General features: G+C 53.5%; 32 protein-coding genes and 1 pseudogene. 22 read left to right on the forward strand and 11 right to left on the reverse strand.

Annotation, left to right across the window (positions count from 1 at the left end; all coding sequences use genetic code 11):
- Positions 1-10: 10 nt before the first annotated feature.
- From HB779_RS14110 to HB779_RS14145, 8 genes are all read left to right on the forward strand, one after another.
- Positions 11-1432 (forward strand): aspartate aminotransferase family protein, encoded by a 1422-nt coding sequence (locus HB779_RS14110; protein WP_188342983.1) that lies wholly within the window; start codon positions 11-13, stop codon positions 1430-1432.
- Between the two features lie 4 nt (positions 1433-1436).
- Complete coding sequence (locus HB779_RS14115; protein WP_188342984.1) at positions 1437-2390, forward strand: arginase family protein; 954 nt, start codon at positions 1437-1439, stop codon at positions 2388-2390.
- A gap of 11 nt (positions 2391-2401) precedes the next feature.
- Positions 2402-2755 carry an EamA family transporter gene (locus tag HB779_RS14120; protein ID WP_188345932.1) on the forward strand — a complete coding sequence of 118 codons (354 nt, stop codon included), beginning with the start codon at positions 2402-2404 and terminating at the stop codon, positions 2753-2755.
- Complete coding sequence (locus tag HB779_RS14125; protein ID WP_188342985.1) at positions 2752-3627, forward strand: fatty acid desaturase; 876 nt, start codon at positions 2752-2754, stop codon at positions 3625-3627. The genes HB779_RS14120 and HB779_RS14125 overlap by 4 nt, the downstream gene beginning before the upstream one ends.
- On the forward strand, positions 3614-4432 hold the full coding sequence (locus tag HB779_RS14130) for a carboxylesterase (protein ID WP_244642371.1): 819 nt from the start codon (positions 3614-3616) through the stop codon (positions 4430-4432). The genes HB779_RS14125 and HB779_RS14130 overlap by 14 nt, the downstream gene beginning before the upstream one ends.
- Positions 4413-5591, forward strand: a complete 1179-nt coding sequence (locus HB779_RS14135) for a GNAT family N-acetyltransferase (RefSeq protein ID WP_188342986.1) — start codon at positions 4413-4415, stop codon at positions 5589-5591. The genes HB779_RS14130 and HB779_RS14135 overlap by 20 nt, the downstream gene beginning before the upstream one ends.
- The gene (locus HB779_RS14140) at positions 5588-6004 is read left to right on the forward strand and encodes an SMR family transporter (RefSeq protein WP_188342987.1); all 417 of its coding nucleotides are present in this window, start codon (positions 5588-5590) and stop codon (positions 6002-6004) included. The genes HB779_RS14135 and HB779_RS14140 overlap by 4 nt, the downstream gene beginning before the upstream one ends.
- A 109-nt stretch (positions 6005-6113) precedes the next feature.
- On the forward strand, positions 6114-6359 hold the full coding sequence (locus tag HB779_RS14145) for a hypothetical protein (protein ID WP_188342988.1): 246 nt from the start codon (positions 6114-6116) through the stop codon (positions 6357-6359).
- 5 nt (positions 6360-6364) lie between these two features.
- Here HB779_RS14145 and HB779_RS14150 read toward each other — a convergent pair whose 3' ends face one another.
- Positions 6365-6904, reverse strand: coding sequence for a flavin reductase family protein (locus tag HB779_RS14150; protein WP_188345934.1), 540 nt, complete (start codon positions 6902-6904; stop codon positions 6365-6367).
- 602 nt (positions 6905-7506) lie between these two features.
- Between HB779_RS14150 and HB779_RS14155 the strand changes: the two genes are divergently transcribed.
- From HB779_RS14155 to bfr, 12 genes and pseudogenes are all read left to right on the forward strand, one after another.
- Complete coding sequence (locus HB779_RS14155) at positions 7507-7662, forward strand: hypothetical protein (RefSeq protein ID WP_188342989.1); 156 nt, start codon at positions 7507-7509, stop codon at positions 7660-7662.
- A gap of 48 nt (positions 7663-7710) precedes the next feature.
- A complete protein-coding gene (locus HB779_RS14160) occupies positions 7711-7902 on the forward strand; it encodes a hypothetical protein (protein ID WP_188342990.1) in 192 nt (63 codons plus the stop codon).
- Between the two features lie 182 nt (positions 7903-8084).
- Positions 8085-8243: a hypothetical protein gene (locus HB779_RS14165; protein WP_188342991.1), complete on the forward strand. Its 159-nt coding sequence runs from the start codon at positions 8085-8087 to the stop codon at positions 8241-8243.
- 205 nt (positions 8244-8448) lie between these two features.
- Complete coding sequence (locus tag HB779_RS14170) at positions 8449-8628, forward strand: hypothetical protein (RefSeq protein ID WP_188342992.1); 180 nt, start codon at positions 8449-8451, stop codon at positions 8626-8628.
- A 126-nt stretch (positions 8629-8754) separates the two neighbouring features.
- A complete protein-coding gene (locus tag HB779_RS14175) occupies positions 8755-9117 on the forward strand; it encodes a putative quinol monooxygenase (RefSeq protein WP_188342993.1) in 363 nt (120 codons plus the stop codon).
- Positions 9118-9218: 101 nt separating this feature from the next.
- Positions 9219-9458: a hypothetical protein gene (locus HB779_RS14180; protein WP_188342994.1), complete on the forward strand. Its 240-nt coding sequence runs from the start codon at positions 9219-9221 to the stop codon at positions 9456-9458.
- Positions 9459-9541: 83 nt separating this feature from the next.
- Positions 9542-9850 (forward strand): hypothetical protein, encoded by a 309-nt coding sequence (locus HB779_RS14185; RefSeq protein ID WP_188342995.1) that lies wholly within the window; start codon positions 9542-9544, stop codon positions 9848-9850.
- 313 nt (positions 9851-10163) lie between these two features.
- On the forward strand, positions 10164-10409 hold the full coding sequence (locus HB779_RS14190) for a hypothetical protein (protein ID WP_091876864.1): 246 nt from the start codon (positions 10164-10166) through the stop codon (positions 10407-10409).
- A 145-nt stretch (positions 10410-10554) separates the two neighbouring features.
- Entirely contained in the window at positions 10555-11016 is a 462-nt protein-coding gene (gene rirA / locus HB779_RS14195; RefSeq protein ID WP_188342996.1) for an iron-responsive transcriptional regulator RirA, read from the forward strand.
- 75 nt (positions 11017-11091) lie between these two features.
- Positions 11092-11407, forward strand: a pseudogene (locus HB779_RS14200) (antibiotic biosynthesis monooxygenase).
- A 423-nt stretch (positions 11408-11830) separates the two neighbouring features.
- Complete coding sequence (locus HB779_RS14205; RefSeq protein ID WP_188342997.1) at positions 11831-12142, forward strand: (2Fe-2S)-binding protein; 312 nt, start codon at positions 11831-11833, stop codon at positions 12140-12142.
- A complete protein-coding gene (gene bfr / locus HB779_RS14210) occupies positions 12108-12593 on the forward strand; it encodes a bacterioferritin (protein ID WP_182551885.1) in 486 nt (161 codons plus the stop codon). The genes HB779_RS14205 and bfr overlap by 35 nt, the downstream gene beginning before the upstream one ends.
- Positions 12594-12659: 66 nt before the next feature.
- Here bfr and HB779_RS14215 read toward each other — a convergent pair whose 3' ends face one another.
- From HB779_RS14215 to pcsA, 6 genes are all read right to left on the reverse strand, one after another.
- Positions 12660-13727: a BMP family ABC transporter substrate-binding protein gene (locus HB779_RS14215; protein WP_188342998.1), complete on the reverse strand. Its 1068-nt coding sequence runs from the start codon at positions 13725-13727 to the stop codon at positions 12660-12662.
- A 53-nt stretch (positions 13728-13780) separates the two neighbouring features.
- A complete protein-coding gene (locus HB779_RS14220; protein WP_188342999.1) occupies positions 13781-14701 on the reverse strand; it encodes an ABC transporter permease in 921 nt (306 codons plus the stop codon).
- 3 nt (positions 14702-14704) lie between these two features.
- The gene (locus tag HB779_RS14225) at positions 14705-15796 is read right to left on the reverse strand and encodes an ABC transporter permease (RefSeq protein ID WP_188343000.1); all 1092 of its coding nucleotides are present in this window, start codon (positions 15794-15796) and stop codon (positions 14705-14707) included.
- Positions 15796-17379, reverse strand: a complete 1584-nt coding sequence (locus HB779_RS14230) for an ABC transporter ATP-binding protein (RefSeq protein ID WP_188343001.1) — start codon at positions 17377-17379, stop codon at positions 15796-15798. Before HB779_RS14230 ends, HB779_RS14225 begins: the two co-directional genes overlap by 1 nt.
- A 141-nt stretch (positions 17380-17520) precedes the next feature.
- On the reverse strand, positions 17521-18498 hold the full coding sequence (locus HB779_RS14235) for a quinone oxidoreductase (protein WP_188343002.1): 978 nt from the start codon (positions 18496-18498) through the stop codon (positions 17521-17523).
- On the reverse strand, positions 18498-19250 hold the full coding sequence (gene pcsA / locus HB779_RS14240) for a phosphatidylcholine synthase (RefSeq protein ID WP_188343003.1): 753 nt from the start codon (positions 19248-19250) through the stop codon (positions 18498-18500). The genes HB779_RS14235 and pcsA overlap by 1 nt, the downstream gene beginning before the upstream one ends.
- Before the next feature lie 152 nt (positions 19251-19402).
- Here pcsA and HB779_RS14245 point away from each other — a divergent pair, with 152 nt between their 5' ends.
- Positions 19403-20602 (forward strand): UbiH/UbiF family hydroxylase, encoded by a 1200-nt coding sequence (locus HB779_RS14245; protein ID WP_188343004.1) that lies wholly within the window; start codon positions 19403-19405, stop codon positions 20600-20602.
- Here the strand turns inward: HB779_RS14245 and HB779_RS14250 are convergent.
- The 3 genes from HB779_RS14250 to HB779_RS14260 all read right to left on the reverse strand — a co-directional run bounded on the left by HB779_RS14250 (position 20599) and on the right by HB779_RS14260 (position 23721).
- Entirely contained in the window at positions 20599-21945 is a 1347-nt protein-coding gene (locus HB779_RS14250) for an Nramp family divalent metal transporter (RefSeq protein ID WP_188343005.1), read from the reverse strand. The genes HB779_RS14245 and HB779_RS14250 overlap by 4 nt on opposite strands.
- A 137-nt stretch (positions 21946-22082) precedes the next feature.
- Complete coding sequence (locus tag HB779_RS14255; protein ID WP_244642372.1) at positions 22083-22724, reverse strand: methyltransferase; 642 nt, start codon at positions 22722-22724, stop codon at positions 22083-22085.
- Positions 22725-22773: 49 nt separating this feature from the next.
- Positions 22774-23721 carry an AEC family transporter gene (locus HB779_RS14260; RefSeq protein ID WP_188343006.1) on the reverse strand — a complete coding sequence of 316 codons (948 nt, stop codon included), beginning with the start codon at positions 23719-23721 and terminating at the stop codon, positions 22774-22776.
- Between the two features lie 102 nt (positions 23722-23823).
- Between HB779_RS14260 and hspQ the strand changes: the two genes are divergently transcribed.
- Entirely contained in the window at positions 23824-24162 is a 339-nt protein-coding gene (gene hspQ / locus HB779_RS14265; protein ID WP_188343007.1) for a heat shock protein HspQ, read from the forward strand.
- A 57-nt stretch (positions 24163-24219) separates the two neighbouring features.
- Here hspQ and HB779_RS14270 read toward each other — a convergent pair whose 3' ends face one another.
- Positions 24220-24840, reverse strand: coding sequence for an invasion associated locus B family protein (locus HB779_RS14270; protein ID WP_188343008.1), 621 nt, complete (start codon positions 24838-24840; stop codon positions 24220-24222).
- Positions 24841-25065: the final 225 nt, after the last annotated feature.

A 25065-nucleotide genomic window follows, 5' to 3' on the forward strand; every position in this document is an offset into this window, starting at 1 on the left:
GAGAATCTTCATGAAAACCAACCTTGCTATCCAGCAGAATGACAATGCGGCGTCGCAGCAGACGTCAGAAGCCGAGCTGCGTGCCCTTGAGCAGGAATACTGCTCGCATGGCGATACGGTTCACTACACCGACCATCCAATGTTTTTCGAGCGTTGCGAAGGCTCCTATGTTTACGATGCCGCAGACACGCCGTTCCTTGATCTGCAGATGTGGTACTCGGCCGTCAACTTCGGCTACCGCAACCCGCGTTTGAACGCTGCCGCACACCGTCAGCTGGACACCCTGCCCCAGGTTGCCTCGCAGTATCTGCACCGCGAGAAGGTCGAACTGGCTGCAATGATTGCCAAGGATGCCGAGCGCAAGTTTGGTGCCAAGGGCCGCGTGCATTTCAATGTCGGCGGTTCGCAGGCAGTCGAAGACTCTCTCAAACTGGTGCGTAACTATACTGGCGGCAAGAGCCTGATGTTTGCCTTCGAAGGCGGCTATCACGGCCGTACGCTCGGCGCCTCGGCCATCACATCCAGCTATCGTTATCGCCGCCGCTACGGCCATTTCGGCGACCGTGCCCAGTTTATCGAATTCCCCTATCACTTCCGCGGCCCCAAGGGCATGAGCAAGGAAGAATACGGTCACTACTGCGTGCAGAAATTCGCACGCCTGTTCGAAAGCGAGTATAACGGCGTTTGGGACCCAAAGACCGGCAAGGCTGAATACGCCGCGTTCTACGTCGAGCCAATTCAGGGCACAGGCGGCTATGTCATTCCACCAATGAACTTCTTCAAGGAATTGAAGAAGGTTCTGGATGACCACGGCATTCTGATGGTTGTCGACGAAATCCAGATGGGCGTTTACCGCACAGGCAAATTGTGGTCCATCGAACATTTTGGCGTAACGCCAGACGCGCTGGTCTTCGGCAAGGCCATCACCAATGGTCTGAACCCGCTCTCCGGTGTCTGGGCCAAGGAAGAAATGATCAATCCAGGCATTTTCCCGCCCGGTTCCACCCATTCCACGTTTGCCAGCAACCCGATGGGTACCGCGGTCGCGCTCGAAACCATGAAAATGCTCGAAGAAGAAGACTTCGGTGCCGCTGTTATGGAAAAAGGTGCCTATTTCCTCGACGGTCTGAAAGAATTGCAGAAGCGTCATCCCACCATCGGTGATGTTGATGGTCTTGGCCTCGCACTGCGTGTCGAGATCTGCAAGGAAGACGGCTATACGCCCGACAAAGCTACGCTCGACTGGATGGCCGATGAAGGCATGAAGGGCGACCTGCTGGTTGGCGCGAAGAAGTACGGCCTCGTGCTTGACGTGGGCGGCTACTACAAGAACGTCATTACCCTCGCTCCAAATCTCCTGATTACCCGCGAAGAAATCGATCTGGCGCTTAACCTGCTTGATCAGCTGTTCGTTCGTGCAGCCAAGAGATAATCGGATGCAACTCCTCCTTCTTCACCTTGATGATGCGCTGGAGTTGCAACCAGACTTCGTGCGCGCCTGTATGCGAACAGGCGCGCGCCAGATCTGTGCAGAAGATCATGGCCGTGCCGTGCGTCTCTGGGGCAATCAGCAATCCCTGGACAAGCTGAGCAACTGCCTTACCCGGCATATTGTCGGCAAGGGCAAGACACCGCATTTGTCGTTTATGGGATCCGGTGATTTCCATCATATAACGGCGCTTCTGGTTGCAGCGGCGCTGGGGAACAATCCGGAACCCGCCACACTCATCCATTTTGATAACCATCCGGACTGGGTGCATTTCAACAACGGCATGCATTGCGGCTCGTGGATAAACCGCGCTTTGCAGCATCGCAGTCTCGAAAAAATCGTGACTGTCGGTGTTTGCAGCAGCGATCTGAAAAGCCCGGAGCGCAAAGGCGCCAACCTGTCCCTGCTGGCTTCAGGACGGCTCGAACTTTACCCCTATGAACATGCGCCGAGCCGGGTTCGCAAGGAATATGGTCAGGGCGCCAGCTACGAACAGAAAGACGGTGCGCTGAACTGGAAAACAATTGCTGAAGTCGGTGAGCAGAATTTCATCGACCAACTCTTGTCACGCATCAAAACCAAAGCCGTCTATCTGACAATCGACAAAGATGTCCTTGCCCGTGAAGATGCCGTTACCAATTGGGATCAGGGCAGAATGCGCCTCCCCTATGTGCTGTCACTGATCACCGAGATCAGCAAACGTCATCAGATCATTGGTGCTGACGTGACTGGGGACTATTCAATCCCGTCCTATACGGGAAATCTCTGGACACGGTTCACCAAGAACGCGGAAATCCTCATTGATCAGCCGCATTCAAGGCCTGATCCGCGCAAAACAACCAACATCAACAGTTCCGCCAATCATGCATTGCTCGAAGTTCTGTCTGAGGCAATGGCATGACCGAAACTCTCATGACTGGCACCCTCACCGGCCCAATGCTGGCTCTCATCGCTTTCTGCGTTTTGACGGAAACAGCGCGCGAAGTCTGTTTCAAACATTCTGCCGACGATGAGACTTTGATGGCCGCGCTTGTCAAACCGATGACATGGCTCGGCGTTATCTTCTGGGGAATGGAACTCGTCGGCTGGACGATCGTACTGGAACATGTCCCGCTTTCCATCGCTTTTCCGCTGATGGCCTTGAGCTATGTCGTCATCGTGCTCGCTGGAGCATGGATATTCAGAGAAAAAATCAATCTTCGCCACGCAGCCGGCGTGCTGTTCATCACCGCCGGCGTGGCTTGTGTAGGAGCAACAGGATTATGAAGCTTTTCGCTCATACAAGGTGGGACATTGCGCCCGTACTGGCAGCAATCGCGCACCTTCTTTTCAACGTATACCTCGTCGTCGGCTTTGAAAGCCGCCCGCTATGGCTTTCGGTCGTGCTTGGCTCACTTTATGCTGTTTCCATTTCCTGGAACATCAACAGCATCTCGCACAACTTCATCCATACACCCTATTTCAAGCAGCGCTGGATGAACTATGCGTTCAGCTTAATTGAATCCATCACCATCGGTTTTTCCCAAACTTACTATCAGTGGATTCATATGCGCCATCATTCCGGCAACAGTGACCGCCCGAATGAAAAGGGTGAAACCATTGACTGGCTGTCAATCTATCGTCACGGCAAGAATGGCGAGCCGGAAAATGTCTGGTCCTACACGTTTGTAAGTTTTTTCCGGGACAATCTCGGCGACATTCACAAGGCCATTGCCAAAAACCGCCCGTTCGACGCCAAATGGGGACGTTTCGAACTCTATGCATTCTTGGCCGTAGCCGCCCTTGGCTTCCTCTACGATTGGAAGGCCATGCTGTTCTTCGTTCCCTTCTATTATCTGGGAAACTGCCTGTCCTCGCTGAACGGCTATTACGAACATCTGCATGGTGATCCCGAGGAACCCATTGCGTGGGGCGTCAGCAGCCACAATGCATTCTACAACTGGCTATGGTTTGGCAACGGTTATCACGCCGAACATCACTATCGCCCCAAAACCCATTGGACGAAGCTGCGGACCTTCCACGAGCAGATCAAGGAAGAGCAGGATAAAGCTGGCGTACACGTCATCAGCACGTGCCACGCGCTTGGTTTCATGGCCAAGGAAAATCGTGAATTGGATATCATCGATGCAGATGTCTGATGGATTGAGCTATTTCCTTGAAGGCTCAAATGGCAAAGGCGTGCTGCTCATTCACGGTTTGACGGGTGCGCCGGCCGAAATGAAGATGTTGGCACGGCAGCTGAATCGCAAAGGTTACAGCGTCTACGCACCGCTGCTCGCCGGACATGGCGTCGATAAAGCCACGCTGGTGCGCAGCCGCTGGCAGGATTGGCTTGAAAGCGTGGAACAGGCCACGCAAAAGTTCGCGCCTTATACGGATCAGACATTCGCCGCCGGAATTTGTATTGGCGGCAAATTGTCGATGATGGCGGCCCACCGGAACCCGCAGAGCCTCAAAGCAGTGGCGATCTATTCGCCCTGCTTCCATTATGATGGCTGGAATGTGCCTTTTTATTACTGGCTGCTTTCGCCGTTCATTGAATTGCTGTCGTACATTCCTCCGGTCGCCCGTTTGAGCTTCGATGAAACCTCGGCACTCGGCATCAAAGACGAGCGCATCCGGCGCATGATGGAAAGCATGGAAGCGGAAGGCATTATCGATCAGTTTCCCGGCAAAGGTATTGTCGAGATGTACCGGCTGGGCAAGGAGGTCAAAAAGAACCTGCCGCACATGCGCACGCCGACGCTGATCCTGCATGCGACAGAAGACGATTTGAGCAGCCCCAACCATGCCCGCTACATCAGCCGTCATATTGGCGCGCCGCATGAGTTAAAATGGATCGAAGACAGCTATCACATGATCCATGTCGACCGGCAACGTCAGAAGGTCGGCGATTATACAGCTGAATTTTTTGAGGCAAACAATGCTCCAGCCTATGCATGATCACGCTTTGCAGTTCGCTCCAGTTTCGTCAAAGCTGAGCGCAGTAGCGCAGACGCGCGTGTTTGAATCGATCCGCGACATCGGCAGCGAAGCATGGAATGCGTGTTTTGCCGATGAGGTGGAAGACTACGATTGCCTGCTCGCCATTGAAGACGCAGGAATTGCCGGTTTTGCATTCCGCTATGTCACCGTGGTTGAAAATGGCCGATTGCTCGCCGCTATGCCTGCATTTCTCACGGACTATCAGCTTGATACGACACTGGAGGAAGGCCGCTTACGGCAAATCCTTCGTCGGATAAGACAGCACTTTACGCGGTTTTTAACGCTCAAACTGGCATGCCTTGGCTCGCCCTGCACCGAAAATGGCGTTGCCGGTTTTCATCCATCCGTGCTTGAGCGGCGCAAGAGCGATCTGTTTTCCCTGCTGCTCTCAGGTTTCGAACACTATGCCAGGACCAATGGCTGTTCACTGATTGGCATCAAGGATGTACCGGAGCCTGTGACGAAAACCTTTGAAGCTGTTTTTAACAGCCGCGCTTTCGCTGGTATTCCCGGCCTGCCGACAGCCTGGCTCAATGTAGATTTTGACTCCATCGATACCTATATGGCCCGCTTATCTTCCGGTACACGCAAGGATATGCGCCGGAAAATGAAGTCCTTTGACCACGTCCGGATCGAAAACAAAGCCGATTTCGGTGATTTGTTGCCGCAGGTCATGGCGCTGTATCATGATACGCGCAACCGCAGCGAATGGCAGTTCGAAGAGCTGACGCCGGAATATTTTGCCGGTATTCTGCGGCAGATGCACGGGCGGTCTTTTTGCACATTTTATTATGTCGGCGACCAGTTGCTTGCCTGCAATCTGCTTGTGCACAATGAGAACACGCTGATCGACAAATTCTTTTGCATGAACAGTGCCGAAGGCCGTGCCCACAATCTGTACTATCTGAGCTGGTTCACCAACCTGCGCCATTGCCTCGAACAGGGGATGACACGCTATCAAAGCGGGCAGGCCTATTATGAGAACAAGATCCGTCTCGGCAGTCAGCTCACCCGCAATACGATGTATTTCAAACACCGTAACCCGGTCGTCCAATGGGCGTTGCGCCTTGCCTCGCCGCTGTTTGCTGCAGACGAGACCCTGAAGGACGCGTCATGAAACCGCTCAATCTCGTCTGGTTCGCGATACCCATTCTGAACACGCTGTTTCAGGTCTTCATCAAACTGGCCGCAGAACAGATGACCGGACTTGGTTTTGATATGGCATGGCTTATTCATGCCGCCACCTCGCCGTGGATGCTCGCCGCCATTGCGGCTGAAGCCGTCTGTTTCGTCTTTTGGCTGCAGGCGTTGGCTGAGCTTGACCTGAGCAAGGCATTTCCCCTGACGGGTATCAGCTATGTCATGATCCTCGCGACCAGCTGGATTATCTTCAAGGAAGACATCTCACTGTTACAGGTTATTGGCAGCACGTTGATTCTGATAGGCGTCTGGCTGATCGGAACGGCATCGGGTGAACAAAAGGCGGTTGAACCGCACCTGCCCCGTGCATTGCCCCACAAATTATCCTGAATTTTGAGCAATTACTTTTGCTCATCTCCCCAATCCAAATTGACTGCGAACTCCTATTTCGATGTAATCTGCCATGAAAAGAACGCATACGCGCATAGGAATGCAGACGATGGATCGCTACGAAACCTTTGCAACCTGGATCTTCATTGCATTTGGCGTGCTGGTGCTTGCCGGGCTGATGGCGTTTTCAATCGCATCGGGCGATATGCACGCGTTCCTGTATGCCATCCTGGCCGCGTGCGGGGCCTTTTTCCTCGGTTTCGCCGTCGTTTTTAATCAGCCCAAGCTGTATGGGCTTATCCTGGTAGCAACCATTGTTCTTGTCGGTTGTTCGATTACCGCCATCGTCACCTGAGGAAATCATTCGACCGGTGAGGTAATGTGCCGGTAAGCGCAGTGCCAATACAAGAGCGGCTCGGCATTCTGGCGCAACGTAATGGCGCGAACCCGGCCGATCAGAATGCCATGGGAATGCCGCTCAATCGCATCATCCAGCTCGCAATCGAGAACTGTCAGTGCATTCTTCAGCGCCAGCGTGCCTGTGGCCAATTCCTGCCACTCACCATCCTGATAACGCTCGATGCCCTTGCGACCGCCGCGTCCGGCAAAACTGTCCGCCACATGCCGCTGGTCATGCGCCAGAACATTGACACAAAAGCTTCCGTGGCGCTGTAGCACCGGCCATGACGAGGAATCGCGATTGAGGCTGACAATCACCGAAGGCGGATCAATTGCCAGCGAGGAAACGGAAGTTGCTGTGAAGCCGGTCCTATCACTGCCGCGACCGACAGTGATGACGCTGACCGCACCCGCGAGGTGCCGCATCGAATCCTTGAACAAATCAGCTTCCACGGTCAGTTCATGGTGGGCGGCACGCGCCCCGGTCTGAAAGACGGACATATTTTCCTCATTCATTCAATCGCTCCGGCAGGCACCGTAAAAGGCAGAACCTCGAGCGGCAGAAGGATCATTGCAGTCAGTGTGCGGGAAGCCCGATCATCAGATCTTGGCCAACAGACAGGGACCAGTTTTACATGAGAACGCATGCGCTCAGTTTCAATCATCGCAGACACCAAAGCGCACTATTGTTCACATCCGCATTGCAGCACATTCGTATGCCCGTAAACCAGATTGTACTTTGCTCTAGCCCTGACCATTCGGCAATTTTGTTTTGGGATTTTGCTCATTTTCGAGAAACCAAATCTAAAATCCGCAAAATCACGACCGGATCTGTGTCGATTGTCGCCGCATGGAGGATCAACATCAGGTTGCATTTGGTTGACGGATTCTGCACCAAATCCAAGTGTTTTCCGTTCAAGCATTTTGAGTGGGATAATTCCTCCAATCGCAACAGAGTGATGCTCTGGAGAATTTAATTTCGCCGTCTTTGCCTTGAACGCAAAACCGTTCCCGTCGCCGCGCCGGAATTATAATCTCTATCGTGTTAATCGTCTTTAAAATGAAAGATGATCAGCCATCCCTGCATAGAGAGAAAACTCCCGATGGCTTCAACAGATTTTTCAACCGCTCGCAACGCGCCAGCTACCGGTTTTCGCCGCACCTTGAGCGAGAGGAAAGATCGGGCCGCCATCGTCGTGGTTTTCACCGCTGCCTTTGCGTTTCATCTTGCCGTCCTGTTCAATCTGTTGCCTGCATAGGCAAACCCGGCGCCTTTCAGGTATTAACGCGACTATGCCGAAACCGCTTTGGCAAACGGCACGGCTGATCTCATTGCCTTTGGCGAGGCCTTCATTGCCAGTCCCGATTTGCCGCAGCGCTGGCACATCAATGCCCCGCTCGCTGCAGCGGACAAATCCACCGACTACCGTCTGATGCCAAGGGTTACGCGGATTACCCGAGCCTCGAACTCGTGGACTAAGGTCAGCCCCATTTCATAGGGCAAAAATATTTTCCTCCGCCGTGGAACCAATCGCTTGCAAAACCATTTCGTGGGTACTGGTTTCCCCAGACCAGTCTTGGCTTTACCCCACAAGCCAACACAGCCCAATCCTCATACCCCTTGAGGATTGGGCTTTTTGTATTAGCATTGTTGTTCAGAACAGTTCGAACGGAGAAAACAATGTCCATCGATAGCGCCAAACAAGCCATTGAGACTGCAATCCATCGCAGTGACTTTAAAAGCATGGGTGTTGGAGTATTCAAGGCAATCAATGCCTTGGAGGATCGCATCCGCCAGCTTGAGGATGAAGTCGCCCGCTTGAAAGCAAAAGTGAACTGACGAAAGACCATTCCATCTTTGAATTGAAAGGTGGCTATGTTAAAGTTTTCGCAAGTTGAGTGTAGCGGTACCTTGAGCCTGCGCCGCACTGAAACGATGCGCGATATTTTTATCCAGAGTCCAGTTTGTTAGAGCCAAATCAAGCCTCAACCCGTGAAACCCCTACCGTTTCGGCAGGGGTTTTGCTTGTGGAAAGCAACTGACGATGAAAATAATTCTCACAATTATTGCGATCCTTTTGATGATCGCCGGTGCGGTCTGGGCACTGCAGGGCCTTAGTATCATTGGTGGCAGTTTTATGGTGGGGCAAACCCGCTGGCTCTATATTGGCTTGGTGACTATTATCATCGGCGTTGTCGTTCTGGTTTTTGCCCAAAAGAACTAGCAGGGCTCTGGCCCCGACCTTGAGGTTTTACAAGGCATTAGTCGCCCTTCATCGCATCTCATGTCTGGATTTGTCAGAATGCGGCTGATAGAACCGATGGATGGGACATGGGAGGCCTGATTTTTAATGACCGAGCTTACAATCATTGTTGAATTCGAAACGAATGACGGTTGCGAAGAAGAATTCACCACGCTTATCCGCGAACACGCCAGAAAGACTTTGGAAGAAGAGGCAGGTTGTCTGCGCTTTGAAGTCATCAAACCCATCGAGCGTGATGGCACACCCATTCCCAATAAAGTCATGGTCAACGAACTCTATGCCAACGAGGCTGCAGTTCGTGCCCATGAAAACAATCCGCGCATACCCAAAGTCCGCGCCGCGAATGCGCCGTTGCTCAAGTCCAGCCGGTTGATACTGGCGCAATCGCTGAGTGCAAAACCTGCCGAAGGCATGACGACGATGGAACTAAACGCCAGCAATGACGATTAATGTTTGGCCTAACGTCGAATAGCGTTGAGCGCTGGGAATGTGCGATGAACAACACCTCTTTTATATCACCAGCCGAAGCCATTTCGGACAGAAGGTTCAATGTGAAGAATAGACTGGCACTTGCAATCCTTCTTCCGGCGCTGCTCGGCATTGCCAATTGCGGCGCTATGCGCTGGATGGATGAAAGCTCAAGACCTTCGGGCTCTTCCAAATGCGCTGGCTGGAACCGGATCAGGATCAAACCGGAAACGGCGGTCTATCTCGCACGCAATGATTTTTCAGCGGGCATCGATATCGATTCACACAATCTCAACGGTCAATCCAACGGCTGCTGGAAATAATAGCGCCGGTTTTTCGCCCGCAACTGGAACCAAACCCCGCCTGCCCCGTTGTTCCTTGCACATGAAATGAAAGGAATTCTCGAATGGCAACGAACGTATCAAAGGCCCGCGACGCAGTTGAAGGCGATCTGGAAAGCCAGATTGCAGCCTTGCGCAAGGAGCTTACAGGGATCACTCAATCCCTGTCAGATCAGGGCTATGATCTGCTCGATCAGGCAAATTCGACCTATGACACGGTAAAGAAACATGGCCGCAAAGCTGCCCGTTATGTTGGCGAAGAGGCACAGGTTGTTGCCGATAAAGCCAAGGAAAACCCGCTTGTTACGGTTGCTGTGATTTCCGCGATCGCCGGCATTGGCTTGCTCGCCGGCCTCAGTGCATATCGCCGCTGACCGGTCAGGCCCTTGAAATAAGGAACGCTGGTTCTTACTTAAGTATCAAGAACTCGGTTCCGCCTTTGACCACGGATGTACTGGCACTCGCGTTGAACCAAGTCTGGAAAGGTCGGGATATCCCGGCCTTTTTTATTGTCTTTTCGGCATCAGAACTGCGCATATGACGAGACTTGAACGGGTCTTCTGTTGCACGCGAAGGACGGAACATCTATGAAAGACTGAAACATCGACTTGATCGGCACCGATCGGGTTTTAGAGTGAGACTAAGCCCCTTGATTCTGCACTGGGGTGTTGAGAGCGAGCTACCTGAATGGATAATTTCGAGAAATACGCACTGGCTTTGATGGTCGTATTCGGTGCCCTTATCATCGGTGGCCTTATGGCCGTCCATATTGCCTGGGTTCATAAAGCCGGATTTCTCTATGCGCTCTCGGCTGCTGTCGTCGTCTGGGCAGCGGGCTTTGCGGTCCTCTTCGATAAACCGCGGGTTTATGGGTTTCTGCTGCTTGTTGCAGCCGGTTTTATCACTGCGTCGATCGTCGTCCTCGTACGTTAAATATCATGACTGGTCCGCGTCACCGGGCCACCTTAAAATATGATAATGTCTTTCATATTATTATTTACTTTATCAAGAATAATTCTAAAGTAGAGTCATGTTCCCGTAAGCATGCCCTGATATCAGGTTTAAGAGAGATATTCCCATGCGACTGACCCGCCAGACCAATTACGCCATCCGTATCCTGATGTATTGTGCCGCCAATGACGGCAATCTCAGCAGGATTGCGGAGATTGCTCACGCCTATACGGTATCCGAACTGTTCCTCTTCAAGATCCTGCAGCCGCTTGTTGAAAATGGTTTCATCGAGACAGTGCGCGGCCGCAATGGTGGTGTGAAGCTTGGCAAGCCTGCCAAGGACATCACGCTGTTTGATGTGGTGCGTGTGACCGAGGAGAATTTTGCGATGGCGGAATGCTTCGAGAATGATGCTGCCGAATGCCCGCTGATCGACAGTTGCGGTCTCAATGCCGCCCTGCGCAAGGCCTTAAATGCCTTCTTCGAAGTGCTCGCTCAATATTCAATCGATGATATCGTTAAAACCCGCGACGTACGTGCCTTGCTCGGCATCGATAATCTGGCGCCGCGCCTCGCAGCTGCGAGCTAATCCCTTTCAAGGCGCTGACGACGACCGGAATGCGGGCGTCGTCAGTTTTTTATTGTGAAAACAGGAGTTTGCAGCATGTATATCGCGATGAATCGCTTCAAGATCCAATTCGGTTCTGAAGAAACATTTGAAAATGTTTGGAAATCGCGGGAATCTCGTCTGGCTGAAGTTCCGGGTTTTGTCGAGTTTCACCTGCTGCGTGGCGCGCAGAACGAAGACGAGAAATATACGCTCTACGCTTCTCATACGGTCTGGAGCACACAGGCAGATTTTACCGCCTGGACTCAATCAGAACATTTCCGCGCCGCCCATCATAAAGCGGGAGATCTCGAAGCCGAGCTATATCGGCCACCCGCAGTTCGAGGGATTCTCCGTGGTTGAAGGCGCCTGATTTAGTCTTTTTGCGACAAATGAGACGTTTTGACACACATCAAACCGGCACAAAAGAGTGCCGGCTAAAAACACATAAATAACCAAACATGATTGAATTGGTTATATTATTTTCCTAGTTTAGAATTATTCTAAGTTATTGATATCACGGCATATTCAGCAGCCGGCATTTGACAGAATTCGAACAAACCGGTCTTATAGAACCAGCGTAGCGAAAAACGCATAACCTTTAATGTTGGGGCCTTGAACCCTTGCGATTGGAGGAACCTTTGTCTGGTTCGATAGTATTTTCAAATCATGGGCTAGTAATCCCTGGTTTACCTGAACGAAGCGCCACAATTTTTGCGATCACCGCAAGTCTTGCGTCTGTAAAGACGTCAGGAAATGCGGAGGCATATTCTTCAGAATACGGCGCGTAGACAACATGCTCGTATGCCATTGCAATATAATCACCCAAAAAGAAATCGAGAATACTATTATTGAACTTCTCGATATTGATTCGTGGCAACTCATTGTCCCGGCAAAAGTCTACCATGCCATGCATAAGCGCGGCCGCTGCTGCGGCTGCTTCCCAAATGTCGTTGAAACCATCATAAAGGTGACGGAAGAATATCACCTCCGCCACGGTTCAAACGATTCTGATGCTGTCTCGTTTATTGATCGTGTGCGGGCATTGCGTCACGAATACGGGAGTTCACGGCATGAAAGGCGACAAAAAGGTCATCGAGCGGCTTAACGAAGCACTGTTTCTCGAGTTGGGAGCAGTCAATCAGTACTGGCTGCACTATCGCCTTCTGGACGATTGGGGTTACAAGGCGCTTGCCAAGAAAGAGCGCGCTGAATCCATTGAAGAAATGCAGCACGCTGACAAAATCATCGAGCGCATCATTTTCCTCGAAGGTCATCCAAATCTACAGTCGATCGGCGCATTGCGCATCGGCCAGAACATCAAAGAAGTTCTCGAAGCGGATCTTGCCGGTGAATATGACGCCGTGAAGTCCTACAAGAAGTCGCGCGAGATTTGTTCCGAACTGGGTGACTATGTCACCAAGGAACTGTTCGACTCCTTGCTTAAGGACGAAGAAGGTCACATCGACTTCCTCGAAACCCAGCTGGACCTGCTCGGCCGTATCGGCGTCGAGAACTATGGCCAGCTGAATGCTGTGTCAGCTGACGCTGCTGAATAAGCAAAACGCTTTCACGTCAATAAAAAGGGCGCCACTGGCGCCCTTTTCTGTTGGATCAGTCAAATCCTATTGCGGCAGCTTGTCATCCACACCCGCAACATAGAAGTTCATGCTGAGAATGGTCTTGTCATCAGCTGTTTCGCCAGCCTTCAGCCATTCCGAACCGTCCTGCTTCTTGATTGGGCCTGTGAAAGGCTTCAAAGCGCCGGATGTGATCTTGGCCTGTGTTTCCTCGGCCAGCTTCTTCACATCGTCAGGCATGTTGGTATAGGGCGCCATAACGACAAGATTTTCGTGCATGCCGTGGAAAACATTGTGGGTTTTCCATGTGCCATCCAGCACGGCCTTCGCCCGCTCGATGTAATAAGGGCCCCAATTGTCGACGATCGATGTCAGCTGGGTTTCAGGACCGAATTTGATCATGTCGGAAGCCTGACCGAACGCCTTGATCTTGCGTTCCGCAGCAACCTGCATAGGTGCAGTCGAATCCGTGTGCTGGGTGATGATGTCGACACCCTGATCAACCAGAGCCTTGGCAGCATCGGCTTCCTTGCCCGGATCGAACCAGGAATTGGCCCAAATGACCTTGACCTTGAAATTCGGATTGACTGACTGAGCGCCGAGCATGAAGGAATTGATGCCCTGCACCACTTCCGGGATCGGGAACGAACCGATGTAACCGGCAACGCCAGCCTTCGACATCTTGGCAGCGATCACGCCCTGCACATAACGGCCTTCATAGAAGCGCGAATTGTACACGGCAACGTTGTCGGCTGTCTTGTAGCCGGTCGCATGCTCAAACTTTACCTTCGGGAATTTCTGCGCAACCTTGATCGTCGCATCCATATAGCCGAACGATGTCGTGAAAATCAGCGTATTGCCAGCGCGAGCCAGCCGCTCGATGGACCGTTCTGCATCGGCGCCCTCCGGTACGCTTTCAAGGAAGGTTGTCTCGACCTTGTCGCCAAGGGCTTTTTCCATTTCCTTGCGGCCCTGATCGTGCTGGTAGGTCCAGCCGAAATCACCGGGCGGTCCGATATAGATAAAGCCCACTTTCAGCTTTTCCGCAGAATGCGCCGAGCCTGCGACAGCAAAGCTGGCAGCCATTGTCAGCGCCATAAGCAGTTTTTTCATTCGTGTTCACCTCTCTGTTAAACGAAATGCCTGTTTTTTGTCCCCACCCGACCTTAACGGTCGGGCACGAAGGGTTTGCCGAGTGATGTCGGCGTATTCATCAGTGTCAGCCGCTTGTTCCGCGAAATCAGAACAAGAACAATGATCGTTGCCAGATACGGCAGCGAAGACATGAATTGTGAGGGTATGCCGATCCCCAGTGCCTGCGCATGCAACTGGCCGATTGTCACCGCACCGAAGAGATAGGCACCGGCAAGGATACGCCATGGCCGCCACGATGCGAACACGACCAATGCAAGTGCGATCCATCCCCGGCCCGACGTCATGTTTTCAACCCATTGCGGCACATAGACGAGGGATAGTTGCGCACCGGCGAGCCCGGCGCAAGCTCCCCCAAACATGACCGCGAGATAGCGCACGCGCACGACCCGCACGCCAAGTGCATGTGCAGATGTGTGATTATCACCAACAGCACGCAATGTCAGACCCGCGCGGGTGCGGAACAGGAACCAGGTCACCCCGATGGTCAGCAGGATAGAGATGTAAAAAATCGGGTCCTGTCCAAACAGAAGTTTGCCGACAACCGGCAGATCGCTCAAAAATGGAATATTGAGCGATTGCATGCGCACGCCCGGCAATCCGACGAAGCTTTCGCCGATCATCGCGGATGCGCCAAGCCCGAGCAACGTCAGCGCCAGGCCCGTGGCTACCTGATTGGTCACAAGCGTCAGGGTCAAAAAACCGAACAGCAGCGAAAAGGCTGCGCCAGCCAGAATGGCGGCTAACATGCCGAGCCATGCGGATCCGGTCATTTGCGCAACACCAAATCCGGCAACCGCCCCCATGATCATCATGCCTTCGACCCCGAGGTTGAGAACACCGGAGCGTTCCACCACCAATTCGCCCATGGCTGCGATCAGCAGCGGCGTGGCGGCCGTGGCAACGGTCAGAAGTATGGCTTCAAACATTCCCATCCCTTAAGCCCCCTTTGCTGCGGCATCGCTGTGCCGGGTGACGAAACGGATGCGGTAATAGATGAGCGTGTCACTCGCCAGCACAAAAAACAGGATAATGCCCTGAAAGATGCGGGCGGACTTTTCCGAAATGCCGAGCGAAACCTGCGCCGCTTCACCGCCCAGATAGGACAGAGCCAACACCAGTCCGGCAGCGACAATGCCAAGCGGATTGAGCCGGCCAAGGAAGGCGACGATGATCGCGGTAAAGCCATAGCCGGGTGAAATCGACGTGCGCAACTGACCGACCGCGCCGGAAACCTCGGCAATACCTGCAAGACCAGCCAATGCTCCAGAAACCAGAAACGCGAAGAAAGTCAGACGCCCCGCGCTGAAACCGGCAAAACGCCCTGCCCGCGCGCTGCGGCCAAGCACCTTGACTTCAAAGCCACTCAGCGTGCGCGACAACATGAACCAGACCAGCAGCGCTGCAACCACTGCCAGAATGAAACCCCAATGCGCCCGGCCCGAGTCAGCCCAGATTGCCGGCAGGATGGCGCTGTCATTGAACTGTACCGTCTCCGGGAAGTTAAACCCTTGCGGGTTGCGCCATGGTCCCCGCACGATCCAGTCGAGGAACAGTTGCGCCACATAGACCAGCATCAGGCTGGTGAGGATTTCATTGGTGTTGAACCGCACTTTGAGAAAAGCGGGGATTGTTGCATAGGCCATCCCGCCCGCCATCCCGAGCAGCAGCATGACCGGCAACACGTACCAGCCCTGAAAATCCGGAAAAACAACAGGCAGGATCGATCCGGCGATACCGCCCATGATCAACTGCCCCTCTGCACCGATGTTCCAGTTGTTGGAGAGGAAGCAGACAGACAATCCGACAGCAATGAGGATCAGTGGTGCAGCCTTGACCAGCAGTTCATGCCACGACCAAACCTCGGTCAATGGTTCGACGAAATAGTAATACAGCGCCGAGACCGGGTTTTTGCCAAGGATCGAAAACAGGATCGCTCCGGCAATCAATGTCAGAAACAAGGCAATGAACGGCGACAAGGCGCTGAACAGCGCTGAGTGTTGCGGACGTTTAACCAGTTCAACCCGCATCAAGCCGCTCCCGCGCTTGGCTGGTTGGACGTATCCGCGCCGCCCATCATCAATCCAACACGTTCCATGTTCATCGCTTCAATTGGCACTGCCTCCGACAATCGTCCATGCACCATGGCGGCGATCCGGTCGGAAATTTCAAACAATTCATCCAGATCCTGGCTGATGACAATAACTGCCGAACCACCACGGGCCAGATCAACCAGTGCTTGACGGATATGGGCCGCAGCACCCGCATCCACACCCCATGTCGGCTGATTGACCACCATCACGGAAGGGTTGCGATCCAGTTCGCGTCCAATGAGAAATTTTTGCAGGTTTCCGCCCGAAAGTGCTGATGCATCTGGGTTTTCTGCACTTTTGCGCACATCCATCTGCGCGATAATACGCTTTGCCGCCAACGTCAGGCTGGATTGCTGCAACAGCTTCAAAAGCCCGCCGGCCAGAAAGACTTTTCCATCTGTCGAATAGCGCGATAGCAGCAGATTGTCGGTCAGTGGCATGTCAGGGACTGCACCATGCCCAAGCCGCTCTTCCGGCACAAAGGCTGCACCGAGCTTGCGCCGTGCCGAAATACCGGAAAGTCCTGCGTCCTTGCCGCGAATACGAATAATGTCCGGGCGCTCCTGCAAAACTTCGCCTGAGATGGCCTCGAACAGCTCGCCCTGCCCATTGCCCGCAACACCGGCAATGCCGAAGATTTCGCCAGCCTGTACCGAAAGACGGATATCGTGCAGCGACACGGAAAAGGGTCCGCGTGGCTTCTGCGACAGACCGTTCACCTCGAGCAAGTTATTTGGCCCTGTCGATGCGGCAACGACTGGCTGACGTTCAATGACATGAATATCGCTACCCACCATCAACCGCGCCAATGAGCCGGCCGTTTCCTTGCGCGGATCACATTGGCCTACAACCTTGCCGTGACGGAGTACCGTGGCACGATCACACAGGCGCCGCACCTCTTCCAGCCGATGGCTGATATAGAGGATCGACTTTCCCTCCGACCTCAGGCGCTCAAGCGTTACGAATAGCAGGTCTGCTTCCTGCGGAGTCAGTACCGACGTTGGCTCGTCCAGAATAATAAGATCCGGGTTCTGCAACAGACAGCGGATGATCTCGATGCGCTGGCGCTCGCCCACTGAAAGATCACCGACCAGTGCATCAGGATCGACAGGCAGACCATAAGTTTGGCCGATCTGCCGCGCTCGCGCAGCAATCGTGTTGAGATCGGTCTTCTCATCCAACGACAGGGCGATATTCTCCGCCGCAGTCAACGCGTCAAACAGTGAAAAGTGCTGGAAAACCATACCAATACCCAGCGATCTTGCCATGGCAGGGTTGGAAACGGTAACGGGGTTGCCCTTCCAGCCGATATCGCCGGAGGTTGGTTGCAAAGCCCCAAACAGCATCTTCACGAGCGTTGATTTGCCCGCGCCATTCTCACCCAAAAGTGCATGAATTTCGCCAGTACCGATACTGAGATCGATCCCGTCGCAGGCTTTGAGAGAGCCGAAAATTTTTGTGAGCTTGCTTGCTTCCAGAAGTGGACGCCCAGCCCCGTTCTTATTGGTTATGCTTGTCATAGTTCCCCACGGCCCAGGACGATTATTTCTTGGGTGTCCCTAACCGTTTTTGATCCTATGTCGGGCAGTATCAATTTGGGAAGTGCAAAACCGGCGGTTGCGGCCTTTTGCGCACATTATTCAAGCATCTCTTTCAACGGCTTAAGGAATAAGCACCGTGGTACCCGTTGTTTTGCGCGCTTCAAGATCACGATGGGCCGTTGCAACATCCTTGAGCGCATAGGTCTGGCCGATATCAATGCGCACGGCACCGCTTTCCACCTGCGCAAAAAGCTCGCGGGCAGCATTTTCCAGCGCCGCACGCGCAGCGACATACACAAACAGGGTGGGACGGGTCAGATACAGCGCACCCTTGCGCGAAAGGATGCCAAGATCAAACGGTGCAACCGGGCCAGAGGACTGACCAAAGCAGACAATCATACCGCGCGGGCGCAAACAGTCGAGCGAGCCGTCAAATGTATCCTTGCCGACAGAATCATAGACAACGTCAACGCCCTTGCCGCCGGTGATTTCCTTGACCCGGTCGACAAAATCCTCTGTGCGATAGTTGATGACATGGTCAAAGCCATTTTCGAGAGCCAGCTTGACCTTTTCTGGCGAGCCCGCAGTGCCGATGACGGTCGCACCCAGATGCTTGGCCCATTGGCCGGCAATCTGGCCGACACCGCCCGCGGCAGCGTGAAACAGGATTGTGTCGCCTTTTTTGACCGGGAATGTTTCGCGCAGCAGATAATACGCGGTCATACCCTTCAGCATCATCGAACCGGCAAGCTGCAGCGAAATTGCATCGGGAACCCTGACAAGACGATCGGCAGGCATGATGCGTTCTTCCGCGTAAGCGCCAATTGGATTGACGTAAGCGACGCGGTCGCCCGCCTTCCAGTCGGTCACACCTGATCCGACGGCGACAACAATTCCCGCCCCTTCATTACCCGGAATCAGCGGCAAACCGCCTGGAGCCGGATAAAGTCCGGTGCGATAATAAACGTCGATAAAATTAAGGCCAATGGCTTCGTTGCGTACCCTTACCTCACCTGGACCCGGAGCACCGATATCGATTTCCTCATAGGTAAGAACTTCCGGGCCACCTGTCTGATGGATACGAACCGCTTTGACCATTATGCCTTCTCCGTACGTCCGAGATTGGGAAACGCCTGCATCACTGCACCGATCAGAAACAGATAGATACCGGTGACCGAAATACCAACACGCAGCCACAGCGGCGAGTCGAGATGCTGGTACAATGAAACGATTCCGAAGGCACACCAAAGGAAAAAGATCGTGAGGTTCAATGGCCGCAGGCGCTGCACCCGTACTGGATGCAGGAAATAAATCGGCAGAAACGAAACTATTGCTGCGGCAAGAACAATGGCGAATGCCACCCATTCGCCCGGCTTGACGATAAACAATGTGAAAACCAGCATGTTCCAGACAACCGGAAAGCCTTTGAAGAAGTTTTCCTTCGTCTTCATGCCCGTATCGGCATAGTAAATCGCGCTTGACACAACGATGATCGCCGCAGCCAGAAACGATAATCCTTCGCCCATAAACCCGCGCTGATACAGCGCAAAAGCCGGGATAAGCACATAAGTCATATAGTCGATGATGTTATCGAGCAGTTCGCCGGACCAGTTCGGCAACACATATTTGACTTCGAGCTTACGGGCGATCGGGCCGTCGATACCATCGACAAATAGCGCCAGCCCCAGCCACCAGAACATGGCCGTCCAGCTTTGCTCGCTGGCCGCAACCACTGACAGAAATGCCAGGAAAGAACCTGAGGCTGTCAACAAATGAACGGAGAATGCCTTGGCTTGGGGTGCCGTTACTTTTTTGGGCTTAACACCCCTAGGCAAAGTTGGTTTTTTCACGGTCCGCGCCAATCTGCTGCATGATAATCATTTCGTTCGCCGCTATATTATGCATGACGAACGATTTGCGAGCAGCTTTTCTTGAAAATGGCTCAAAGCGCAAGCAATGATGTTGATATAAGCTGTTGAAAGCCAGAAAGCGGAGATAGATGATGACCAGCACACGAACGGACCCGATTGTTGTTGCAGGTACTGGACACGTCGGTTTGATCGCAGCCATCGCCCTTGGCCAAAGCTTTGACAACGTTATCAGCCTGGGTGTCGTTCCGGATGGCTCCGATAGACGCACAACAGCTCTCATGATGCCGGCAATCCGTTTTCTGCAACGCATTGGCCTATGGGACAAGATCGAACCCCACGCCGCACCGATCCATTCGATGCGCATTCTCGATGGAACCAACCGTCTGGTTCGCAGCCCCGCCGTGACATTCGAGGCCAGCGAAATCGATGAACCAGCCTTCGGCTACAATATTTACAACGCGACGCTGACCTCCGTACTCAATGAAGCGCTGAAACAATCATCCGTCCGGCATGTCGCGGCTTCCGCAATGCGCTACCATTCCGTGGAAGCTGCCATGGCGGTGGAAGCCAGCGATGGCTCAATGTTCAGCGCCAATATCGTGATTGCCGCCGACGGGCGCTCGTCGCTTGCCCGCGAAGCTGCAGGGATCTCAGCCCGCACATGGCAATATAACCAAACAGCCATTGTCCTGAGCTTTAGCCATACACGCGAACATCATGATATTTCAACGGAATTTCATACGGAGTACGGACCTTTCACGATTGTGCCGCTTGCAGGAAAGCGCTCCAGCCTTGTCTGGGTCACCACACCCGCTCACGCCGCCGAATTGCTTGAATTGAGCCTTGAACAGCTCGCAAACCGGGTTGAAGAGCGTATGCAATCCATGCTTGGCGCCGTCACCGTGGACGTGGCGCCGCAGGGCTGGCCGCTGTCAGGCCTTGTGCCCACATCCTTTGCCCGAAACAGGGTCTTTCTTGCAGGCGAATCTGCCCATGTTTTTCCGCCCATTGGCGCGCAGGGCCTCAATCTGGGTGTTCGCGACGTGGAAATACTACTGGAAACGCTTCCCGCTGATGAGACCGATCTTGGCTCGGCCCAGATCATCTCGACCTATAATCGCAAGCGCAGCCCGGATATTATTGCCCGCACTGGCGCCGTCGACGCATTGAACAGATCCTTGCTGTCGGATTTCCTGCCGGTACAGATGGTGCGCAGCGGCGGGCTTGAGCTTTTGCGCGTATTCTCGCCCCTGCGCAGCTTTGTCATGCGCGAAGGTCTGCGCCCCGGCAGCGGCTTTCGCTGGCCGCGCCGGGAGGCTGATCGAGTTTAGACGAGAACGAAGTCCATCAGCAGCTTGATGTTGAGCACTGCAATCACCACAGCAATGAACATGGCAAGAGCGGTCAGCCATTTTGGCGAAACCAAAGCACCCATCTTTGTCTTACTGGCGGTAAAGATAACGAGCGGGAACACGGCAAAGGACAACTGAAGGCTGAGCACGACCTGTGTCAGGATCAGAAGCTTGGCCGTTCCGCTGTCGCCGTACCAGATCGTTACGATGACGGCGGGAACGATAGCAATGGCTCGCGTAATCAACCGGCGCAGCCACGGTGCCAGCTTCATCTTCAGAAAGCCTTCCATCACGATCTGACCAGCCAAGGTCGCGGTGACGGTCGAATTCACACCGCAGCACAGCAAGGCGATACCGAACAGTGTCGGCGCGAATGCCCAGCCCAGCAATGGAGCAAGCAGCGAATGTGCCTGGCCCAGTTCCGCAACTTCTGTCTGGCCCGTTTTATTGAAGGTTGCGGCAGCCAGAATAAGGATGGCGGCATTGATCAAGAGTGCAAATGTCAGCGCAATTGTTGAATCCCACGTCGCATATTTCAATGCCTGCCGCTTTTCCGGTACGGTATGACCGTAGTCGCGGGTCTGGATGATGCCGGAATGCAAGTAAAGATTATGCGGCATGACGGTCGCGCCGAGAATACCCAGTGCCAGATAAAGCATTTCCGGATTCGTGACGATTTCAGTTGTCGGGGCAAATCCCTTGATCACAGCCGCCCAATCAGGATCGGCCAGAAAGATCTGGATGCCGAAGCAAAGAGCGATCACGCCAAGCAGGGTAATGATCAATGCCTCAACCCAGCGGAAACCCAATTTCTGCAGGTAAAGGATCAGGAAAACATCCAGAGCCGTGATCAGAACGCCAATCTCCAGCGGTATGCCAAAGATCAGATTAAGGCCGATCGCTGTACCGATAACCTCGGCAATATCTGTGGCAATGATAGCCACTTCCGCCATGAACCATAGTGTGTAAGCAACCGGTCTTGGAAAAGCGTCCCGGCAGGCCTGCGCAAGGTCCCTGCCCGAGCCGATAGCCAGACGGGCGCAAAGCGCCTGCAACACGACGGCCATGAGGTTGGAGATCAGCGCAACGACCAGAAGCGTGTAGCCGAATTTCGACCCGCCAGCGAGCGACGTCGCCCAGTTTCCCGGATCCATATAGCCAACGGCAACCAGATATCCCGGTCCGACAAAGGCTGCAGCCCTGCGCCATCCCGGCCCCGCCGTTCTTACGGCAATGGAACGATGCACATCGGAAAGCGATGCATCGCCGCGTTCGCGCCGCCAGCCTTCATCGGTATCGGCTGCCTGCCGCAAGGAATCCATGAACTACCCTCTCATCGCAATTGCAAATCATTTGCAACTAATAAACTACAGAACGCGTTATCGTACAAGTAGCGCCGGAGAAAGCCCCGCTGCGACGAAACAGCCCATATCGGCATACCGATTGTTACTGGATTGCCTTAAATCAGCGCGAACACACTTGCGTTCACGGTGGCATCTCTCACCTGTCCGAAATCCGGCACAGCATATTCGGCAATGCACTGGAGCCGGTCGTTCGGGAGATATGCCCTGCCGGGATCGCCGATCAGAACCATGCTTCCTGCCACCAGAGAGCGATCAAGAAAGCCAAGGACACGTTCCGCAAGATCAGGCGCATAAAACAGATCACCGACAGCGATAATATCTGCGTCGAGTGCGGGACCAGTCGTCAGATCAGCGTGTATCGACGTCATACGGACACCATTCAGTGAAGCATTGAGTTGTTGTGCAACACCGGCGTTTTGATCTGTATCCGCCGCTATAACGAGGATGGCTCCGGCCTTTGCCGCTGCAATGCCAACCACTCCCGAACCGGAACCAAGATCCAGCACACGCTTGCCTCTCACAACCGCAGGATGATCAAGGAAGTAACGCGCAAGAACCGCGCCTCCAGCCCAATGATAAGCCCAGTACGGCGGCTCCGGATCAGGATTATCATCCGAGGCGATAAGACGGCGAAGCCCGCTCGCCGGTGTTGCGCTATGAAGAACAATTTCCGGAAGCGATGGAACAGGCAGGACGGGCATGTTCGCCCGGATGAATTCCTTGGGATCGATCAGCAATCATACTCCAGATGTGTCGCGCTCATTGTCATGTCGGCTGATGCTACTCTCAAAGCGGTATTAGCCCATGTGTCATGACATAGAGCCACAAGGTCAATGTCACCACTGAGAACAGGGTCGTAGCCAGAATACTGCTCGATGCACGTTCCACCCAGACCCCATATTGCTGCGCAATGACAAAAACGTTGGTGGCCGTTGGCAACGCCGCCAGCAGCATTGCGGTATAAATCCAGACAGGCGGGAAATCACCGGCAAGGCGCAAGAAGCCATAAATCAGCAAAGGCTGAAAAATCAGCTTGATCGGTACGATGAGATAAAGCTCCGGCGGCACACGTTTCAACGGACGTAAGGCTAGTGTCACACCCATAGCAAACAATGCGCATGGCGCGGCGGCCTTCGCAAGAAGGTCTATCAGCTTGTCGATGGACGCTGGCGGCTCGAAACCAGCAATCGCCGCAGCAACGCCGAGAATGGTCGCAATGATGAATGGATGCAGGAATATCTTGCCCAGAACACTCGCCACCAGCTCATGCGGCCGCCGTTTTTCCTTGCCTGAAAGCGCCATCATCAACGGCGCCATAACGAAGTGCAGCGTGTTATCAAAACAGAAGATCAAGGCGACCGGAACAGCAGCTGGCGCGCCAAAGGCCATGATGGCCAGTCCCGGGCCCATATAGCCGATATTGCCATAGGCAGCCGCCAACCCCTGAATGGTGCTTTCGTCAATCTTGCGGGTCCTGACATAGGCAATCAGGAACATCGCCAGAAAAACACAAAATGTTGATGCAGTGCATCCGATGATAAATGCCCATTGCTTCAGTTCGGCGACGGGTGTTTTTGAGAGGATCTGGAAAAACAATGCGGGCAACGCCACATAGACAATGAAAACATTCATCCATCCCAAGGCTTCAAGCGGCTGCCGGCTAATCCTTGCAACAATGAATCCCAGAAAGATCAGGCCGAAGAACGGAAGAACAAGGTTGAAGACACTGAGCATGACGAGCTTTGACCATTGGAACGCGTCCGGACATGGCTTGATGCCAGAAGTGGCCGCACGAATTGATAGAGACAGGTATGTCTCTGATATCTATAATGATTGGTGATGATGAAACAAATACGCCACGCAAAATTTCAGATCGGTCAGGTGGTAAGCCACCGGATATTCGCTTTTCGCGGCGTTATTTTCGACGTCGATCCTGAATTCAACAATACCGAGGAATGGTACCAGTCCATCCCGGAAGATATCCGGCCCCGCAGAGACCAGCCCTTTTACCATCTCTTTGCTGAAAATGCCGATAGTGAATATGTGGCCTATGTCTCGGAACAGAACCTTGTTCCTGACACGACGGGTGTGCCACTACGCCATCCCCAGATCAAGGACATGTTCGAAAAGCCGCAAAACGGCGTCTACCGGGTGAAGAGCCCGCATATCAACTGATTTGCAGCAATAAAAAAGGGACGCTGAAGCGTCCCTTTTTCTTTGTCCACAATCCGATTAGTTGCCGGACTTGGCTTTCGCCTGCTCGGCTTTCATCTTGTCTTCGAATTCCTTCTGACGCTTCTGGACTTCTTCCTGAAGTGTCTTCTGGCGATCTTCGATTTCCGACTGCTGCAGGCCCGGGCCGTCAAAAGCCTGGCTGAAGCCGGTCAAAGCGACCGTGATCGGGTTTGGCTTGTTCTGGAAGTTAACCGAGGTCAGTGTCAGCTGGGCACCCTTTTTGAAGGATGCAACCAGTTCGTCAGACATGGCAACTTCCGAGATGCAGCGATCCGGGAAGCAAATGGCGAAATCGATCTTCTGAACCTTGCCGCCATTAATCTGCAGACCAACACCCGGAGGGATCAGACGGCCAGTCGGGACGGAGACCTGGAAAATCTTGCGATTTACCTTGCCTTTGATTTCTATGAGGTTGACCGCTGTCAGCAGCTGGCCGCTATCAGCCGTAACAATATTCTGCGTGTTGCAGATATCGTTTTCTTCCTGCTTGGAGCAAACCTTGAACCAACCCTGCGGCGTTCTCTGCTGCTGGGCTGATGCTGGTACTGCCGCGGCGGCGAGTAATGCAATTGCACCCGCAATAGATGCGGTTGCAGCGAATGTCTTCGGGTTGGACATGGTCAACTGGTTCCTTTCAGCGCACTTATCCGAAGTGTATCTTAATCACTCAGAATTGTTCTATCTGGCTTGGTTACCAAATAAGGCAACAGAGTGACCCTTCGTCTCGAACGCCGTGTTACACTGCATGTTAATGCAAATCCAGACTACTTTTACCTCTGTTGCGATTTCACGAACGTGATTACACCCCTTAGGCCGTAGAATCGTCACGAGATGGTAATCTTG

The organism is Phyllobacterium sp. 628 (assembly GCF_014189505.1).
GTDB lineage: Bacteria > Pseudomonadota > Alphaproteobacteria > Rhizobiales > Rhizobiaceae > Phyllobacterium.

What these genes read in the sequence shown, in the direction of transcription:
- HB779_RS14110 (WP_188342983.1), top strand. Translation starts at nt 11, where the DNA reads ATGAAAACCAACCTTGCTATCCAGCAGAATGACAATGCGGCGTCGCAG.
- HB779_RS14115 (WP_188342984.1), top strand. Translation starts at nt 1,437, where the DNA reads ATGCAACTCCTCCTTCTTCACCTTGATGATGCGCTGGAGTTGCAACCA.
- HB779_RS14120 (WP_188345932.1), top strand. Translation starts at nt 2,402, where the DNA reads ATGACTGGCACCCTCACCGGCCCAATGCTGGCTCTCATCGCTTTCTGC.
- HB779_RS14125 (WP_188342985.1), top strand. Translation starts at nt 2,752, where the DNA reads ATGAAGCTTTTCGCTCATACAAGGTGGGACATTGCGCCCGTACTGGCA.
- HB779_RS14130 (WP_244642371.1), top strand. Translation starts at nt 3,614, where the DNA reads ATGCAGATGTCTGATGGATTGAGCTATTTCCTTGAAGGCTCAAATGGC.
- HB779_RS14135 (WP_188342986.1), top strand. Translation starts at nt 4,413, where the DNA reads ATGCTCCAGCCTATGCATGATCACGCTTTGCAGTTCGCTCCAGTTTCG.
- HB779_RS14140 (WP_188342987.1), top strand. Translation starts at nt 5,588, where the DNA reads ATGAAACCGCTCAATCTCGTCTGGTTCGCGATACCCATTCTGAACACG.
- HB779_RS14145 (WP_188342988.1), top strand. Translation starts at nt 6,114, where the DNA reads ATGGATCGCTACGAAACCTTTGCAACCTGGATCTTCATTGCATTTGGC.
- HB779_RS14150 (WP_188345934.1), bottom strand. Translation starts at nt 6,904, where the DNA reads ATGTCCGTCTTTCAGACCGGGGCGCGTGCCGCCCACCATGAACTGACC.
- HB779_RS14155 (WP_188342989.1), top strand. Translation starts at nt 7,507, where the DNA reads ATGGCTTCAACAGATTTTTCAACCGCTCGCAACGCGCCAGCTACCGGT.
- HB779_RS14165 (WP_188342991.1), top strand. Translation starts at nt 8,085, where the DNA reads ATGTCCATCGATAGCGCCAAACAAGCCATTGAGACTGCAATCCATCGC.
- HB779_RS14170 (WP_188342992.1), top strand. Translation starts at nt 8,449, where the DNA reads ATGAAAATAATTCTCACAATTATTGCGATCCTTTTGATGATCGCCGGT.
- HB779_RS14175 (WP_188342993.1), top strand. Translation starts at nt 8,755, where the DNA reads ATGACCGAGCTTACAATCATTGTTGAATTCGAAACGAATGACGGTTGC.
- HB779_RS14185 (WP_188342995.1), top strand. Translation starts at nt 9,542, where the DNA reads ATGGCAACGAACGTATCAAAGGCCCGCGACGCAGTTGAAGGCGATCTG.
- HB779_RS14190 (WP_091876864.1), top strand. Translation starts at nt 10,164, where the DNA reads ATGGATAATTTCGAGAAATACGCACTGGCTTTGATGGTCGTATTCGGT.
- rirA (WP_188342996.1), top strand. Translation starts at nt 10,555, where the DNA reads ATGCGACTGACCCGCCAGACCAATTACGCCATCCGTATCCTGATGTAT.
- HB779_RS14205 (WP_188342997.1), top strand. Translation starts at nt 11,831, where the DNA reads ATGCTCGTATGCCATTGCAATATAATCACCCAAAAAGAAATCGAGAAT.
- bfr (WP_182551885.1), top strand. Translation starts at nt 12,108, where the DNA reads ATGAAAGGCGACAAAAAGGTCATCGAGCGGCTTAACGAAGCACTGTTT.
- HB779_RS14215 (WP_188342998.1), bottom strand. Translation starts at nt 13,727, where the DNA reads ATGAAAAAACTGCTTATGGCGCTGACAATGGCTGCCAGCTTTGCTGTC.
- HB779_RS14220 (WP_188342999.1), bottom strand. Translation starts at nt 14,701, where the DNA reads ATGGGAATGTTTGAAGCCATACTTCTGACCGTTGCCACGGCCGCCACG.
- HB779_RS14225 (WP_188343000.1), bottom strand. Translation starts at nt 15,796, where the DNA reads ATGCGGGTTGAACTGGTTAAACGTCCGCAACACTCAGCGCTGTTCAGC.
- HB779_RS14230 (WP_188343001.1), bottom strand. Translation starts at nt 17,379, where the DNA reads ATGACAAGCATAACCAATAAGAACGGGGCTGGGCGTCCACTTCTGGAA.
- HB779_RS14235 (WP_188343002.1), bottom strand. Translation starts at nt 18,498, where the DNA reads ATGGTCAAAGCGGTTCGTATCCATCAGACAGGTGGCCCGGAAGTTCTT.
- HB779_RS14245 (WP_188343004.1), top strand. Translation starts at nt 19,403, where the DNA reads ATGACCAGCACACGAACGGACCCGATTGTTGTTGCAGGTACTGGACAC.
- HB779_RS14250 (WP_188343005.1), bottom strand. Translation starts at nt 21,945, where the DNA reads ATGGATTCCTTGCGGCAGGCAGCCGATACCGATGAAGGCTGGCGGCGC.
- HB779_RS14260 (WP_188343006.1), bottom strand. Translation starts at nt 23,721, where the DNA reads ATGCTCAGTGTCTTCAACCTTGTTCTTCCGTTCTTCGGCCTGATCTTT.
- HB779_RS14270 (WP_188343008.1), bottom strand. Translation starts at nt 24,840, where the DNA reads ATGTCCAACCCGAAGACATTCGCTGCAACCGCATCTATTGCGGGTGCA.